This window comes from Pedococcus sp. P1_H8 (assembly GCF_056405175.1).
This window is the reverse complement of the sequence record NZ_JBFUCP010000002.1, coordinates 16,195-31,101: the sequence shown is the minus strand read 5'-3', so window position 1 is coordinate 31,101 and position 14,907 is coordinate 16,195. Positions and strand designations below refer to the sequence as shown.

The window sequence follows — 14,907 nt, the reverse complement described above, 5'->3', positions numbered from 1 at the left end:
TCACCCGCTGCGCGTGCGTGCAGACATTATCCGATCATCGGCGTCGTCTCCAAATTGGGTGTCGTCCCCGGCGGTTTCCGACCCACGAGGCATGGGGGTCAGCGGCTTTCGCGCCTCGTCCCGCAGCCCTTTCACCGAAGACGCCAGCTCGTCCCGCGCCCCATCGAGCGCCGACGGATCATCACTGGTCGGCGCGTTGATGGGCAGCGAGGCGGTCTTGCGCGCCGACACCCGGGCCTTGATCCGCTTCACCAGCTGCGCGCGGAAGGAGAGCCGATCCGCCAAGGGCCACATCCCGCGGATCGCGGCGTTGAGGGCGGCACCGATGAGGACCGCGATGGCCAGGGCGTACAGGAAGATCAGGAGCACGATGGGCGTGGACAGGGGCCCGTAGATCGAGGTCCCGCCGCTGACCGACGCCGTCAACGTGCCACGCAGGACGAACGACGCGAGCACCCAGATGACGAGCGTGAGCACCCCGCCGGGCACATCCCGCAGCCACGGAGAACGCCGAGGCGTGGAGATGTGGAACAGCGTCGCGATGCTCGCCACGGCCAGGATGCTGACCACGGGCCAGTAGAGGTAGGTCAGGAAGTGCACTCCCTCGGGCAGCAGGTCACCGAGCCACGACGGGCCGATCACCACCAGGGGGATGACGACGATCCCGACGAGCAGCGACAGGAAGTACAGCGTCAGGGACAGTGCACGGGTCCGCACGATCCCCCGCTCGCCCGACTGCCCGTACATGATCGAGATCGTGTCGACGAACACGTTGAGCGCCCTCGAGCCCGACCAGATCGACAGCAGGAAGCCGAGCGAGATCAGGTCACCACGACCGTTCTGCAGCACGTCGTTCGCGGTCGGCAGGATGATCTGGTCGACGACGTTCGCGACGAGGAACTCCGACGAGAAGTCCTGGATGCCCTTGATCAGGTCCTTGACGATGTCGTTGCCGAGCCAGCCACCGACGTAGCCCACACCACCGAACAACCCCAGCACCAAAGGCGGCAGCGACAGCAGCATGAAGAAGCCCGCCTCCGACGCCAGACCGGTCACGCGATACCGCAGGCAGACCCGGATCGTCTCCACGGTCAGCTTGGCCGCGGGCATGGCGCCGGGCACGCGCAGCAGCGCGCGGCGTAGCCGGGCCTTGGGTGTCACCCCGTCACGGTATCCCGGCATAGTGTGCCCTCGTGCCCACCCACGCCGTCACCAACCAGGTGCCCCCACTGCCCGAGTGCAACACGGTCGCGTCCCAGCCGGCTCTGGACGAGGGCCTGAGACGCTGGACCAGCCCCGCGGCATACGACGAAGTCAGTGCGCTGGGCGCCCGGGCAGGCAGCGCCGAGGCACGTGAATGGGCCATTCAGGCCAACGAGAACGAGCCCGTCCTGCGCACCCACTCCCCCACCGGCGAACGCATCGACGAGGTCGTCTTCCACCCTGCGTGGCACTCACTCATGGCCGTCGCCGTCGGCGCCGGGCTCACGGCCGAGCCGTGGACCGAGCCTGCGGCGAGCGGCGCGCACGTGCGGCGGGCAGCCGGCTTCATCGCGTGGTCCGAGAACGAGCAGGGTCACCTCTGCCCCATCTCCATGACGTATGCCGCGGCGCCGGCCCTCGCGGCCAACGCAACTCTCGCGGGGCGCTGGCTGCCCCAGCTCGCCTCGCGCAGCTACGACTTCGGGCTGCGGTCGCTGGCCGACAAGCGCGGGGCGCTGGTCGGGATGGGCATGACCGAGAAGCAGGGCGGTTCCGACGTCCGCGCCAACACGACGCGGGCGGTCGCGACGCCGGATGGGCCGATCGAGGGCGGGGAGACCTATCGGCTGACCGGGCACAAGTGGTTCTGCTCGGCCCCGATGAGCGACGCGTTCCTCGTGCTCGCGCAGACCGATGCCGGCGTGGGCTGCTTCCTCGTGCCGCGCGCGCTCGACGACGGTGCGCGCAACTCCTTTGCGCTGCAACGACTCAAGGACAAGCTGGGCAACCGGTCCAACGCCTCCTCCGAGGTCGAGCTCGACGGCACGTGGGGCGTGCGCGTCGGTGACGACGGTCGCGGCATCCGCACGATCCTCGACATGGTCGCCGCCACCCGACTCGACTGCATCCTCGGGTCGGCGTCGACGATGCGGGCGGCCCTCGTGCGGGCGATCCACCATGCCCGCCACCGCTCGGCGTTCGGAGCCCTGCTCGTCGACCAGCCACTCATGCAGAACGTCCTGGCCGACCTCGCCCTCGAGGTCGAGGCCGCCACCACGCTCGCGCTGCGCCTCGCCCACGCCGTCGACGAGGGTGACACCGCGCTGTCGCGGCTCGGAGTCGCCGTCGGCAAGTACTGGGTCTGCAAGCGCACCTCACCCATGGTCGCCGAGGCGCTCGAGTGCCTCGGCGGCAACGGCTACGTCGAGGAGAACGGCCTCGCCCGGCTCTACCGCGAGGCGCCGCTCAACTCGATCTGGGAGGGCTCGGGCAACGTCAACGCCCTCGACGTCCTGCGGGCGATCACCCGTGAGCCCCTGTCGGTCGAGGCCTTCCGCAAGGAGCTTGCCCTCGCCCACGGCCACAGCACCGTCCTCGACGAGGCCATCGCCCGCGTCGACGACGTGATCGCGTATGCCGCGGAGCCGGGCGCGCAGGCGGGTGCGCGTCACGTCGTGGAACACCTCGCGGTGACGCTCCAGGCCTCTCTGCTGGCCCGCTACGCGCCGACCGAGGTGGCCGACGCGTTCGTTGCCAGCCGCCTCGGAGGCCAGCACGGAGTCACCTTCGGCACCCTCGACGCGGGACTCTCGACCCAGCACGCGCGCACGATCATCGACCGCGCGTTCGCCGGCTGATGCGGGGCAGTCCCGCGCGGGGCGCCCTGATCGGCGCTGCCCTCGGCATGCTCATCACGGCGGCCCTGATCCTGCTCCCCGCTGCCCTCCAGGGCGACTTCTACGAGATCGGTGACCCGCTGCTTGTCATGGGGATGCCGATCATCGTCCTCAGCACCATCGTTGGCGCCGTCGTCGTGCCCACTCCCCGCGGAGCGGGGGCCGGGGCCGGCGGGGAGGCGCACCCCTCCACGGGCATCCGACAGGTCTGGATCGGGTGTCTGTGCGTGGGCGCCGTCCTTGCTGTCTGGCTGCTCCTGTGGGGCACCGGGGCGATCAGCACACCGGTGCTCTGGATCGGCTAGTCCTCGATCACGGAGAGGACGTTGCCCGCCGGGTCCGTGAACCAGGCGATGAGCGGCCCACCCTTGCGGAAGATGCCCTTGGCGTCGGTCTCCATCGGCGTCCCCTCGTACTTCTCGAAGACCACTCCCCGATCGGTCAGTTCGTCGACCGTTGCCTCGATGTCGCCCACTGGGAAGTTCAGGATCGTGAACCCCGCCGGGACGTGGTCGGGCTTGGGATAGGCGATGGCCCGGTGCCCACCGCCGAGGTGAAGGGTGAGGATGCCGTTGGCCTCGGTCACCTCGAGCCCGAGGGTGTCGGCATAGAACGTGCGGGCGGCCTCGGTGTCGGGCACCGAGAAGCCGCTGAACGCCTTCGAGTCCTGGAGCATGGCTGATCCCTTCGTGTGACGACGAGCCGGTGACGACCCGGTGGTGAGGACTATCAGTACCGACCCAGACGACGCGGCAAACTCATCGGTCGGCTGGCGGTGCTCAGGACTTGGCCAGCCGGTCCTTCTCGACCTCGACGTCGAAGGCGGCCGGGGGCCACTGCGGATCCATCAGCGCCAGGTGCTCGAGGACCAGGTTCTGGACCGCCAGCCGGGCGTACCACTTGCGGTCGGCAGGCACCACGAACCACGGGGCTGCGTCGGTCGAGGTCTTCTCGAGCACCGCCTGGTACGCCTCTTGGTACTGCGGCCAGCGCAGGCGCTCGTCGACGTCCCCCGGGTTGTACTTCCAGTGCTTGTCCTCGCGCTCGAGCCGCTCGGTGAGACGGGCCTTCTGCTCGTCCGCCGACACGTGGAGCATCACCTTGACGACCGTCGTCCCGTCAGCAACGGCCTTGGCCTCGAAGTCGTTGATCTGGGCGTAGCGCCGCGACCACGTCGCACGCGGCACGAGCTCGTGGACCCGGACGATGAGGACGTCCTCGTACTGCGACCTGTCGAAGACGCCGACCTGGCCGGGGCCGGGCAGTGCGTTGCGGATCCGCCACAGGAAGGGGTGCTTGCGCTCCTCGGCCGTGGGCGCCTTGAAGGCGGTGTACTTGACGCCCTGCGGGTCCATCTGGCCCACGACGTGGCGCATGATGCCGCCCTTGCCGGAGGTGTCCATGCCCTGGACGACCAAGAGGAGGGAGCGCTTCACGTCGCCCTTGGACTCGGCATACAGCCGCTCCTGGAACTGGCTGATCTCCCCCGCCCGTGCCGCGAGAGCCTCCTCGCCGGCCGCCTTGTCACCGTCGAAGCCCGGGGTGGAACGTGGGTCACAGTCCGCGAGGATGAACCCGTCAGTGACCCTCAGCGCGTCGGCGAAGGCCGCCGGCTCGGGCACTCCCTTGTCGGAGGCAGCAGTGGCGTCCAGACCCGCGACCTTGGACTTCGGCCCACCCTTGGACTTCTTGTCACCCTCGGACTTCTTGCTGCCCTTGGTCCTGGCGTCGTGCTTCCCCTTGCGCATTGACGCATCCTGTCATCGCAGGTCGTGGCGCGCGAGGGCTGTCAGCCGCGAGATCGCGCGGAAGTACTTCTTGCGATAGCCGCCTGACAGCATCTCCTCGGAGAACACGTCGCCCAGCGGCAGTCCACTGGCGAAGACAGGGATGTCTGCGTCGTAGAGGCGGTCCGCGAGGACGACCAGCCGGAGGGCGACGGCCTGGTCGGTCACGGGGCGGACGTGGGTCCACCCCACAGCGGTGACGCCGTCAAGCATCGAGCGGTAGCGACTGGGGTGGACCGTCGCGAGGTGGCGTGTCACGTCGACGAAGTGGTCGAGAACGCCACCGTCGATGTCCGCGCCCGCACGCACCTCTTCCTCGGAGGACGGAGGTGGGCTGTCAACCCGGTCGCGATGCCGGTAGTCGGGGCCGTCGACCGTCAGGACCTCGAACCGGGCCGACAGGGCCTGGATCTCCCGGAGGAAGTCCTCCGCCGCGAACCGCCCAGCCCCCAACGCGTCGGGCAGCGTGTTGGACGTCGCGGCCAGCGAGACACCCGCTGCGGCCAGTCGCCCGAGCAGCGTCGCCATCAAGACCGTGTCGCCCGGGTCGTCGAGCTCGAACTCGTCGATGCAGACCAGCTGGTGACCACTGAGTGCCTCGACGGTGGGCTGGAAGCCGAGCGCGCCGACGAGGTTGGTGTACTCGACGAAGGTGCCGAAGGCCTTGGTCCCGTTGGCTTCGTGCCACAACGACGCCAGCAGGTGGGTCTTGCCGACTCCGAAGCCGCCGTCGAGGTAGACCCCGCGGCCGTCCCCTGCGGTCGCCTTCCGTCGTGCGAACCATCGGCCACCGGCACGCTGGCCCACCGACGCGGCATACCCCTCGAGTCGCTCGACGGCCGCCGCCTGGGACGGCTCGGACGGATCAGGCCGGTAGGTCGTGAACCGCTCGGCTCCGAAACGAGGAGGCGGCACGAGCTCGCGCACCAATCGCGCGCGGTCCAGCTGCGGGGAGCGGTCGAGGAGGGAGCCGGGCACGCTGTGGAGCCTAGTGAACGAAGATCGAGGGAAATGCAAGACTGTGCCCATGCGCCTGCTGCTTGACTCGTCCGGCACCCATGCCCCCGGTGACCTCGTCGACGACGCCGCCCTCGCGGATCTGTATGCCCCACCTGCCCGTCGATGGCTGCGTGCCAACTTCGTGGCGACCTTGGACGGTGCCGCCAACGGACCCGACCAGAAGTCGGGGAGCATCAACACCGAGGCAGACCACGTGGTCTTCGACCTGCTGCGCCGCATGACCGACGTGGTCGTGGTCGGGGCCGGCACCGTCAGGGCTGAGGGTTACCCCTCCCTGAAGGCCGAGGATGCGGCGGCACCGACGCTCGTCGTCGTCAGCCACTCGGGACAGCTGCCCGTGAGCGTTGCCGATGGACCTCCCGGATCTGTCCTGCTCGTCACGCGCACCGGCGCCGACCCGCGCGCCCTGGACGCCTCACGGGAGTTGATCGGTGAGGAGTTCGTCCTCACCTCGGGCACCGACTCGGTGAACTTGGTGCGGATGAGAAACATGTTGGAGGACAAGGGTTTTCGACAGATCCTCTGCGAGGGGGGTCCCAGCCTGCTCGGGAGCCTGCTGAAGGCAGGTGTTGTCGACGAGCTCGACCTCACCTGGTCACCGATCATCCTCGGCGGCCAGCACCCTGCCATCGTCAGTGGACCAGCCGTGAACGTCCCCGCCTCCCCCGCGGTCCTGCTCGAGGAGGATGGCAGCATCCTCGGACGCTGGTTCGTCAACCGCTGACGTTCGTCAACCGCTGACGGGACGGACGGACCTCGTCACCCGGCCAGGACGTCTCAGCTGGCCACGAACTCGGCGACTGATCGCTCCCAGCGGACCGGGTCGACGTTCCACTCCTTGGTATGCCGCGCGGTGTGCCAGGGCTCCATCGTCACCAGGTCCGGCCGCGCCTGCGCCAAAGCCCGGGACGGGCCCACGGGGACGAACTCGTCGTCCACCGAGTGGATGAGCAGGATGGGGTGCTGCAGCTCGCCCGCGCGCGCCACCCAGTTCGTCTTGGCCACGTCCACCGGGTCGTGCACGCCGACGAGTCGCCGCGCCGAGCGGCGGCCCATCAGGGCACGGCCGAGACCGCCGATCGGGGCCGGGATGCCGTTGGCCCGCGCATGGTGGGCCAGCACGTCACCCCAGTCGATGACCGGCGCATCGAGGACCACGTGGGTGACGTGGTCGGCCAGCCACGAGCGGCTCAGGGTCTGCAGGACGATGGCCCCTCCCATCGACCACCCGACGAGCAGCAGCTCCCGCGCCCCCCGCTGCACCGCGTGCAGGCCGGCGTCCTCGATGTCGCGCCACTCCGAGAGGCCGAGGTTGTAGCGCCCGTCCGGTCCGCTGCGTGCTCCGATGTCGTTGCGGTAGCTGGGAATGATCACGTTGATCCCGCTGTCGTGCAGCGGCTTCACGGCCCTGAGCCCCTCGTGGCGTCTCGCGCCACGGCCGTGGACCAGGATCGCCCACCGGTGCGACTGCGATGCAGCGGGCACCACCCAGGCCGGCATGGTGCCCAGTTCGGTCAGCACGTCGACGTACTCGGTGCGCAGACCCAGGGAACGGTCCGGAGGGCTCGGGTAGTAGTACTGGTTCCAGCGGCCGAACCCCCCTGCGAGGTGTCCGAAGTCGACACCGAGCAGCTCTCGACGCACCCGCCCCGAACCCTGGTCGAGCTCGAGGACCTCGCCGAGTCGCGCGTGACCGCTCTCCCCGTCGAGCCACAGGCCGTACCGTCCGGGAGAGACCGTCTCGGGACTGACGCCCAGGGTCACCGAGTCGTCGGTGACGGCAAGGATCTGGGTGTCATCGGGACGCTGCCGGTCGGGGGTGAGCACCCTGCGCGCGAAGTACGTCGCGGCACCCATGGTGGTCAGGGCACCGGCGGCCAGCGCCGATCCTGCTGTCACGGCACCCGCGATGGCCGCCTTGCGGGCTGGAGACATCGGGGTCGTCCCGGTGGCCACTACCTGTCCCCCAGCACGTCGGCGAGGTCGAAGCTGACCGGTTCCTCGAGCTGGTCGTAGGTGCAGGACTGCGGGGTGCGGTCCTGCCGCCAGCGGACGAACTGGGCGGTGTGGCGGAACCGGGCGCCCTCCATGTGGTCGTACCTCACCTCGACCACGCGGTCGGGCCGCAGCGGTGTGAACGACAGGTCCTTGCCGGCGTTCCAGCGCGACGTCGCCCCGCCCGTCGGAGTGCGACTGCCCATCTCCTCCTTGGCCCAGGCCCAGGGATGGTCGTCGAAGTCGGTGACCAGCGGTTGCAGCTCGTCGAACAGCTCCCTGCGTCGCGCCATCGGGAAAGCCCCGATCACGCCCACGCTCATCAGGGACCCCTCAGCTGTGTAGAGGCCGAGGAGCAGTGACCCGATCAGGTCGTCGCCGCTCTTGTGGGTGCGGTAGCCCGCCACGACGCAGTCCGCGGTCCGCTCGTGCTTGATCTTGAGCATCAGCCGCTTGTCGGGCACGTAGCCGATGTCGAGGGGCTTGGCGATGACGCCGTCGAGCCCAGCGCCCTCGAACTGCTCGAACCACTCCTGCGCAACGCTCGGGTCGTCGGTCGCCCGCGTCAGGTGGATGGGCGGCTGCGCGTCGACCAGGGCCTCCTCGAGGCGCGCGCGGCGCTCCGAGAAAGGGCGCTCGGTGAGGTCGTCGTCGCCGATCGCGAGCAGGTCGAACGCAACGAAGCTGGCGGGGGTCTCGGCCGCGAGCTTCTTCACCCGGCTGGCTGCGGGGTGGATCCGCTGCTGCAGTGCGTCGAAGTCGAGCCGGTCACCGGTCCCGCCGATCAGCACGATCTCGCCGTCCACGACGCATTTCTCGGGGAAGTTCGCGAGGACGGCCTGCACCACCTCGGGGAAGTACCGGGTCATCGGCTTCTCGTTCCGGCTGCCGATCTCCACCTGGTCGCCGGACCGGAAGATGATCGAGCGGAACCCGTCCCACTTGGGCTCGAAGAGGTAGTCGCCCGTGGGGATCCCCTTGACCGGCTTGGCCAGCATCGGGGCGACGGGAGGCACCACCGGACCCCAGACCGAGCGCAGGTCTGCGTCGCGTTCCGCCTTGGGGGGCATGTAGTCCTCGTCGGACTTGTCCTTGCGCCGCTTGCTCGGCTGCACCCGCGGGGGCTCTCCGGGCATCTTGGGGTAGTCCGGTGGGAAGTTCAGCTCCCCGAGACCACGTTCGTTCACGTCCTTGTCCCACAGCGCGATTGCCGCGGAGACGTCACCGACGGCATCGTCCATCGCCGCCCACGCATCACCATCCGCGGCGACGATCCCCGGAACGGTCAGCACGGTGAAGTCGCCGGGGCTGACACCCGCCAGCGCAGCCCAGCTCACCGGCATACTCACGGGCGCTCCGGGCAGCGGGCGCGGACTGTAGGCCGAGGCGATGGTGCGGTCGCGGCACGCCTGGTTGAAGTCGACGAAGACCCGCTCGCCGCGCTCCTCCTTCCACCACGACGTGGTCACGAGGTCGGGCAGGCGGCGCTCGAGCTCGCGCGCGATGCCGATGACTCCGTGTCGCACGTCGAGGAACTCGTGGGTGGGCGCGACCCGGACGAAGACGTGCACGCCACGGTTGCCGGAGGTCTTGGCCCAACCGGTCAGGCCGAGCTCGCTGAGCAGCTCGCGGAGCACGAGGGCGGCTTCGACGGAGTCCTTGAAGTCGCGTCCCGGCTGCGGGTCGAGGTCGATGCGCAGCTCGTCGGGGTTGTCGACGTTGCTGGTGCGAACCGGCCACGGGTGGAAGGTCACGGTGTTCATCTGCATCGCCCACACCACGGCCGCCGGTTCCTCGACGACGACCTGGAGGTGCTTGCGACCCGAGGGGTACGTGCACATGACGGGATGGATGAAGTCGGGCATGCCCTTGGGCGGGTTCTTGGTCCAGAACTCCTCGCCCATGATGCCCTCGGGGAAGCGTTGGAGCGTCACCGGGCGGTTGCCCAGCGCGCGCATGAACCCGTCCGAGACGTCGACGGCGTAGCGCGCGAGGTCGAGCTTGGTGATGCCGTCGTCAGGCCAGATCAGCCGTTCCGGGCTAGAAACCCGCACCAGTCGCGGTCCGTCAGGTCCCCCGGGGACTTCCAGCTCGGTTGCTTTGGCCGCCATGGCGCGAGCCTATCCGGGGCGCCGTCTCCGTGAGCCCGTCATCGCGCCGTAAGGATGGGCGGGACCAGAATGGGCACCGATTGCGTTGAGATGGTCGTGAGGCACCTCTTGATGAAGTACCGCCGACGAAGCACCGTCACCGTCCCCCGAAGGAGTCGCAGCGTGAGCATGGACCAGACCGACCGCACCTATGCCGTCACCAAGACCGACGAGCAGTGGCGCGAGGAGCTGAGCCCGGCGGAGTACCAGGTACTCCGGCAGGCGGGCACCGAGCGGCCGTTCGTCGGGGAGTACACCGACACCAAGGCCGAGGGCGTCTACGCCTGTCGAGCCTGTGGTGCCGAGCTGTTCACCTCGGACACCAAGTTCGACAGCCACTGCGGGTGGCCGTCGTTCTACTCCCCCCTCGCCGGCGACTCGGTCGAGTACCTCGAGGACTACGACATGGGGATGAAGCGGGTCGAGGTGCGGTGCGCCAACTGCGGCAGCCACCTCGGGCACGTCTTCGAGGGCGAGGGCTACGGCACCCCGACAGACCAGCGCTACTGCATCAACTCGATCTCGATGACCCTGCGCCCCAAGGCCTAACCTCCCCCCGACCCGCCCGACCCGCCCGACCCGCCCCTGACCTCCCGCGCTTCACCCGACTTGCGTTCTCGGGTGAAGCGCAACCATCCCCGGGGAGGCTGCGGCCCGGATCCGGGCAGCAATGACGCCCGGGCGATCGAGGTCGGACCAGACCACGCGTACGACGATGTACCCCAGTCGACGCAGTTCGTCTTCCCGGCGCTTTTCCGCGATGAGCGCCTCGGACCCGCCCTCTCGGTACTTCACCAGACCGTCGAACTCGACCACGACATTTGTCCCGGCGACCAGGAAGTCGACCCGGGCGACAACCACGCCCCGGTGGTCCTGGATCCGGACCTGGGGAGTCAGCTCGACGCCCAGCAGCGCCATCGCAAACCGGAGCCGCGACTCGCCGACCGACTCCGACCTGTCGTCGAGATGGGCCAGCATGGTCTGCACTCGGCTGGACCGGGGCCATCCGCGGACGCGGATGGCGAGCCTCTCCAGCTCGTCGACGTCGACCAGTGCGCCGTGCAGAGCCGCGTCGGCCGAGACGATGCCGGGGGCAGCACCATGCTGCAGGGTGTGCTGGACCACCGCCAGTCCCGGCGCGACCGTCGGCGGACGACTCACGTCCTGTTCTGTCGCAGCCTGCACCTGCTGGCCCTCCGGCATCCTCGCCGGCGTGTCGAACACCGGACGAATCACCGCGTCCTGCGTCAGCACCTCCCTCGCAAGCGGCCGCTCTAGTTGTGCTCGAGCTAGGTCGGCGCCCCACGCGGGCAGGCCCATGGCGATGAGCGCCGTGTGCCCAGCCAGCCGGCAGTCGGGGTAGAGGAGTGCCATGGCTTGCCCGAGCCGAAGGTGCCTCGCCTCGGCACTGAGCCCGCCCTCCAGCTCGGTCCACGCGGCATACACACCACGGGTGACGCCCACGAGCTGTCGGTCACGGACGAGCCGTCGCAGCCCCCATCGGTCCACTCCCGCCGCGCGGGCCTGTGCCGTCGTGATGAGGCCGCCCTGGGCCGTGGCGAGGTCAACAAGATGTGTGTCCATCGCGCCACTGTCGGGTGTGCACCAACGCGAGCTCCACAGAGCGACGGCCCGCCTGTGGACGCAACGGTGCCGATGCTCAGACCTGTGGACGGAGACCGCCGAGGCGGCTCAGACACTTGACCGGACTTGGTTGCGCTTCACCCGAGAACGCTTCTCGGGTGAAGCACAACCAAGTCCCTAAACCCGATAAAGGGGAAGTCGGGGTCAGCGGAGGGAGGCGAGGAGCTCGTCGACCTGCACGCGTCGACCGGTGTGGAAGGGCAGCTCCTCGCGGACGTGCATGCGGGCCCGCGAGGCGCGCAGCTCACGCATCAGGTCGACGATGCGGTGCAGCTCGTCGGCCTCGAAGGCCAGCACCCACTCGTAGTCGTTCAGCGCGAACGACGCGATCGTGTTGGCCCGCACGTCGGGGTAGTCACGCGCCTGCTGACCGTGCTCGCGCAGCATGTCGCGGCGCTCGGCGTCCGGCAGCAGGTACCACTCGTAGGACCGCACGAACGGGTAGACGCAGATGAAGTCCTTGGGCGGCTCGTCGCCCAGGAACGCCGGGATGTGGCTCTTGTTGAACTCGGCCGGGCGGTGCAGCGCCGCCGCCGACCAGGTGGGCTCCAGCAGGTGACCCAGCTCGGTGCGCAGCAGCGAGCGGTAGGCCCGCTGCACGTCCTCGATCCGCTCGGCGTGCCACCAGACCATGAAGTCGGCGTCCGCCCGCAGGCCCCCGATGTCGTAGACGCCGCGAGTCACCACGCCCTCGGCCTCGAGCTGGGCGAAGAGGTCCTCGACCTCCTTGGCCATCACGTCCCGGTTGTCGCCCAGCGGCGCGGTGACGGAGAACACCGACCACATGGCATAGCGAATCGAGTCGTTGATCTCGCGGATCCGGGCGGCGTTCGGGTTGGACGGGTGCGGCTCGCTCATGCCCCTATCCTCCCGCGCCGACCGCGCGCGTCCGCAGGTGGGTGGCCACCGCCTGCGCCGCCGAACGCCCACTCGCGATGCACGCCGGGATCCCCACGCCCTCGTATGCCGCGCCGGCCAGTTCCAGCCCCGGCGCGGCGGCCGCTGCGGCCCGGATGCGGGCCACCCGGTCGAGGTGCCCGACGGTGTACTGCGGCAGCGCCCCTCCCCAGCGTTGGACGTGGGTGTCGACGATCCGGGGCAGCTGGTGTCCGAGTGCCTCGCTGACCTCTGCGACGGCGATCGCCACGAGCTCCTCGTCGGGGCGCTGCAGGTCGGTGGTCTCGCCGAACCGGCCCACGGACGCGCGCAGGAAGGACAGGTCGCCGGCGGCCTCAGCGGTCCATCGCCACTTCGTCGAGGAGAAGGTGCTGGCCTTGATCGTCCTGCCCTCGACGGCCGGCACCAGGAACCCGGAGCCCGGAAGCCGCACGGTGCCAGGTCCGTCCGCCCCGACGGCGAGGGTGATGATCGCCATCGAGGCGTACTCGACCTCACGCAGCGCCCGGGCCGCCTCCGGCAGGTGCCTGGCCAGCAGCCGGCTCGAAGGGGCGGCAGGAACGGCGATGACCACCGCGTCCGCGGACAGTCGTTCGGGCCGTGGCTGCGGGCCCAAGACGACCCACCAGCCGCCACCGGCAGTGTCCGGCTCCCTGTGCAGCTCACGGACGATGGTGCCGCTGCGAATCGTCACGCCGCGAGCTCGCAGCGACTCGGTCAGCGACTCGGCGAGCCGACCTACGCCACCCACCAGCCCTGCGAAGACCGGCGCGGCCTCCTGGCTCGGCTGGCCGGCCCGGCCAGCTTGCCCCGCCGTCGCCGCCGCCGTCTCGGTGAGGGACTCGCCTCGCCGAGCCGCCGCGAACACGGATGGCAGGCAGGCGCGCAGCGACAGAGACCGAGCCTGGCCGGCATACACGCCCCCGAGGAGCGGCTCGACCAGACGGTCGACGACCGCGTCGCCTAGCCGCGCGGCGACGTAGTCACCAACCGACACGTCCTCGAAATCGCCTCTGTCCCAGGACGTTTCGCACTCGGCTCGCGCGACCTCGTCTGCCGACAGGATGCCGAGCGCGGACGCGGCCGGCGAGGGAATCCCCATCAGGGTGCCCCTGGGCATCGGGTGCAGGTCGCCGCGCGACCAGACCGAGGCCGAGGTCGTGTCGGGGTGGACGACCTCGCCGTCCAGCCCGAGCTCGGACATCAGGTCCAGCGCCTCGGGTCGTCTGGCCAGCATCGACTCGGCCCCCACGTCCAGCGCAACGCCTGCCACGGGTTCGCGTCGGAGCTTGCCGCCGGGTCGGTCTGCCGCGTCGAGGACCGTGATGGTCGCGTCGGGAACCGCACGCGACAGCTCCCAAGCGCAGGCAAGTCCAGCGATGCCTCCCCCGACGATGAGGATTCGTGATCCGACCATGCCCACACCCTTTCAAGATCGTGACTGTTTCGACACCACCGGGTGGGAACGTCGAGCGCACGACGCGAGTCGCACCGGTATTCCGCACCGCCCGATACGACCAGCTCGACACGACCAGGGGGTCGCCATGTTCCGCATTCGTCCGCACCGCAGCATCGCCGTCGTCGGCGCAGCTCTCCTCGCAACGCTCGCCCTCGCCGCCTGCGGGGGTGGCGGCTCCGACTCCTCCAGCGGCGACAGCGCCGCCTCGGTCGCGAACGGTGGCTCCAACGAGTCGTCCGGCCGGGCGGCCGTGCCGTCCGCCGGCGACAGCCCCGTCTCGGGAGGCGACTCGGCCAAGCCCGCATCGGGCACCGGCGCAACGGGAGTCACGGCAGCCAACCTCGCGGCCAACCAGGCGTCCCTCGCCCGTCGCGCCACGGTCGCGCTGCAGGTCAAGAACATCGGCCAGGCAGTGGCCAAGGTGCGGGCCACCACAGCGACCGCCCAAGGCATCGTCCTGTCGGAGAACATCGGGACGGCGAACAGCGGTGTCCCGCTGGCCGACGGCGCGAAGGTGACCGCCACGACCTACGCCGAGATCACCATCTCGGTGCCGTCCGCAGAGCTGGACCGGGTCATCGCCGAGCTCGGGTCGGTCGGCACCGTGATCCGCTCGACGAGCTCGAGCGAGAACGTCGGCGGCCAGATCGTCGACACGGCGTCGCGACTCGAGACGATGCGGGTCAGCGTCGAGCGGGTCCGCGCCTTCCTCAAGGACGCCAAGGACCTCAACCAGATCGTCGCCATGGAGGCCGAGCTGACGCGGCGCCAGTCCGACCTCGAGTCCCTCGAGGCGCAGCTGGCCTCCCTCAAGGGCAGCGTGGCCCGCTCCCCCGTCCAGATCAGCCTGACCACCGAGCCGAACGCCATCGTGGAGGAGCCCGAGCAGGCTGGCTTCCTCGTGGGGCTCAAGGGCGGGTGGGACGCCTTCACCGGCTCCGCGACCGTGCTGCTCACGGTCCTCGGTGCGATGTTGCCGTTCCTCGTCGTGCTCGGCCTGATGGGGCTGCCGGTGTGGTGGTACGTGCGCCGCCGTCGTCTGGTGACGCCGCCGCCCGCCGTCCTGCCGCAGTAGC

Annotated in this window: 14 protein-coding genes; 5 read left to right on the top strand and 9 right to left on the bottom strand. The window is 69.7% G+C overall.

All coding sequences use genetic code 11. From position 1 onward, the window contains the following. On the bottom strand, positions 1-1,161 hold the full coding sequence (locus tag AC1DYG_RS02140; RefSeq protein WP_477638252.1) for a YihY/virulence factor BrkB family protein: 1,161 nt from the start codon (positions 1,159-1,161) through the stop codon (positions 1-3). A gap of 32 nt (positions 1,162-1,193) precedes the next feature. On the opposite strand from AC1DYG_RS02140, the gene AC1DYG_RS02135 reads away from it, so the two are divergent. Next, complete coding sequence (locus AC1DYG_RS02135) at positions 1,194-2,840, top strand: acyl-CoA dehydrogenase family protein (RefSeq protein ID WP_477638251.1); 1,647 nt, start codon at positions 1,194-1,196, stop codon at positions 2,838-2,840. Beyond that, positions 2,840-3,184: a hypothetical protein gene (locus tag AC1DYG_RS02130; RefSeq protein ID WP_477638250.1), complete on the top strand. Its 345-nt coding sequence runs from the start codon at positions 2,840-2,842 to the stop codon at positions 3,182-3,184. The genes AC1DYG_RS02135 and AC1DYG_RS02130 overlap by 1 nt, the downstream gene beginning before the upstream one ends. On the opposite strand, the gene AC1DYG_RS02125 is transcribed toward AC1DYG_RS02130, so the two are convergent. The 3 genes from AC1DYG_RS02125 to zapE form a co-directional block, all read right to left on the bottom strand. Next, a complete protein-coding gene (locus tag AC1DYG_RS02125) occupies positions 3,181-3,555 on the bottom strand; it encodes a VOC family protein (RefSeq protein WP_477638249.1) in 375 nt (124 codons plus the stop codon). The genes AC1DYG_RS02130 and AC1DYG_RS02125 overlap by 4 nt on opposite strands. A gap of 103 nt (positions 3,556-3,658) precedes the next feature. Continuing rightward, entirely contained in the window at positions 3,659-4,627 is a 969-nt protein-coding gene (locus AC1DYG_RS02120) for a polyphosphate kinase 2 family protein (RefSeq protein ID WP_477638248.1), read from the bottom strand. Positions 4,628-4,639: 12 nt separating this feature from the next. Then, positions 4,640-5,644, bottom strand: a complete 1,005-nt coding sequence (gene zapE / locus AC1DYG_RS02115) for a cell division protein ZapE (protein WP_477638247.1) — start codon at positions 5,642-5,644, stop codon at positions 4,640-4,642. A gap of 49 nt (positions 5,645-5,693) precedes the next feature. On the opposite strand from zapE, the gene AC1DYG_RS02110 reads away from it, so the two are divergent. Then, on the top strand, positions 5,694-6,410 hold the full coding sequence (locus AC1DYG_RS02110) for a dihydrofolate reductase family protein (protein WP_477638246.1): 717 nt from the start codon (positions 5,694-5,696) through the stop codon (positions 6,408-6,410). 53 nt (positions 6,411-6,463) lie between these two features. Here the strand turns inward: AC1DYG_RS02110 and AC1DYG_RS02105 are convergent, their stop codons facing one another. After that, the gene (locus tag AC1DYG_RS02105; protein ID WP_477638245.1) at positions 6,464-7,642 is read right to left on the bottom strand and encodes an alpha/beta hydrolase family protein; all 1,179 of its coding nucleotides are present in this window, start codon (positions 7,640-7,642) and stop codon (positions 6,464-6,466) included. Then, positions 7,642-9,792, bottom strand: a complete 2,151-nt coding sequence (locus AC1DYG_RS02100; protein WP_477638244.1) for an ATP-dependent DNA ligase — start codon at positions 9,790-9,792, stop codon at positions 7,642-7,644. Before AC1DYG_RS02100 ends, AC1DYG_RS02105 begins: the two co-directional genes overlap by 1 nt. A 168-nt stretch (positions 9,793-9,960) precedes the next feature. On the opposite strand from AC1DYG_RS02100, the gene msrB reads away from it, so the two are divergent. Next, positions 9,961-10,380, top strand: a complete 420-nt coding sequence (msrB, locus tag AC1DYG_RS02095) for a peptide-methionine (R)-S-oxide reductase MsrB (RefSeq protein ID WP_477638493.1) — start codon at positions 9,961-9,963, stop codon at positions 10,378-10,380. 51 nt (positions 10,381-10,431) lie between these two features. Here msrB and AC1DYG_RS02090 read toward each other — a convergent pair whose 3' ends face one another. The 3 genes from AC1DYG_RS02090 to hemG all read right to left on the bottom strand — a co-directional run bounded on the left by AC1DYG_RS02090 (position 10,432) and on the right by hemG (position 13,789). Further along, positions 10,432-11,415 (bottom strand): type IV toxin-antitoxin system AbiEi family antitoxin domain-containing protein, encoded by a 984-nt coding sequence (locus tag AC1DYG_RS02090; RefSeq protein ID WP_477638243.1) that lies wholly within the window; start codon positions 11,413-11,415, stop codon positions 10,432-10,434. Positions 11,416-11,619: 204 nt separating this feature from the next. After that, the gene (gene hemQ / locus AC1DYG_RS02085) at positions 11,620-12,333 is read right to left on the bottom strand and encodes a hydrogen peroxide-dependent heme synthase (protein WP_477638242.1); all 714 of its coding nucleotides are present in this window, start codon (positions 12,331-12,333) and stop codon (positions 11,620-11,622) included. 4 nt (positions 12,334-12,337) lie between these two features. Continuing rightward, on the bottom strand, positions 12,338-13,789 hold the full coding sequence (hemG, locus tag AC1DYG_RS02080) for a protoporphyrinogen oxidase (RefSeq protein WP_477638241.1): 1,452 nt from the start codon (positions 13,787-13,789) through the stop codon (positions 12,338-12,340). Positions 13,790-13,916: 127 nt separating this feature from the next. Here hemG and AC1DYG_RS02075 point away from each other — a divergent pair, with 127 nt between their 5' ends. Then, positions 13,917-14,906 carry a DUF4349 domain-containing protein gene (locus AC1DYG_RS02075; protein WP_477638240.1) on the top strand — a complete coding sequence of 330 codons (990 nt, stop codon included), beginning with the start codon at positions 13,917-13,919 and terminating at the stop codon, positions 14,904-14,906. Position 14,907: the final 1 nt, after the last annotated feature.

Coding starts and splice junctions, on each gene's coding strand:
- AC1DYG_RS02130 (WP_477638250.1), top strand. CDS start 2,840: ATGCGGGGCAGTCCCGCGCGGGGCGCCCTGATCGGCGCTGCCCTCGGC.
- AC1DYG_RS02125 (WP_477638249.1), bottom strand. CDS start 3,555: ATGCTCCAGGACTCGAAGGCGTTCAGCGGCTTCTCGGTGCCCGACACC.
- AC1DYG_RS02120 (WP_477638248.1), bottom strand. CDS start 4,627: ATGCGCAAGGGGAAGCACGACGCCAGGACCAAGGGCAGCAAGAAGTCC.
- AC1DYG_RS02110 (WP_477638246.1), top strand. CDS start 5,694: ATGCGCCTGCTGCTTGACTCGTCCGGCACCCATGCCCCCGGTGACCTC.
- AC1DYG_RS02100 (WP_477638244.1), bottom strand. CDS start 9,792: ATGGCGGCCAAAGCAACCGAGCTGGAAGTCCCCGGGGGACCTGACGGA.
- msrB (WP_477638493.1), top strand. CDS start 9,961: ATGGACCAGACCGACCGCACCTATGCCGTCACCAAGACCGACGAGCAG.
- AC1DYG_RS02090 (WP_477638243.1), bottom strand. CDS start 11,415: ATGGACACACATCTTGTTGACCTCGCCACGGCCCAGGGCGGCCTCATC.
- hemQ (WP_477638242.1), bottom strand. CDS start 12,333: ATGAGCGAGCCGCACCCGTCCAACCCGAACGCCGCCCGGATCCGCGAG.
- hemG (WP_477638241.1), bottom strand. CDS start 13,789: ATGGTCGGATCACGAATCCTCATCGTCGGGGGAGGCATCGCTGGACTT.
- AC1DYG_RS02075 (WP_477638240.1), top strand. CDS start 13,917: ATGTTCCGCATTCGTCCGCACCGCAGCATCGCCGTCGTCGGCGCAGCT.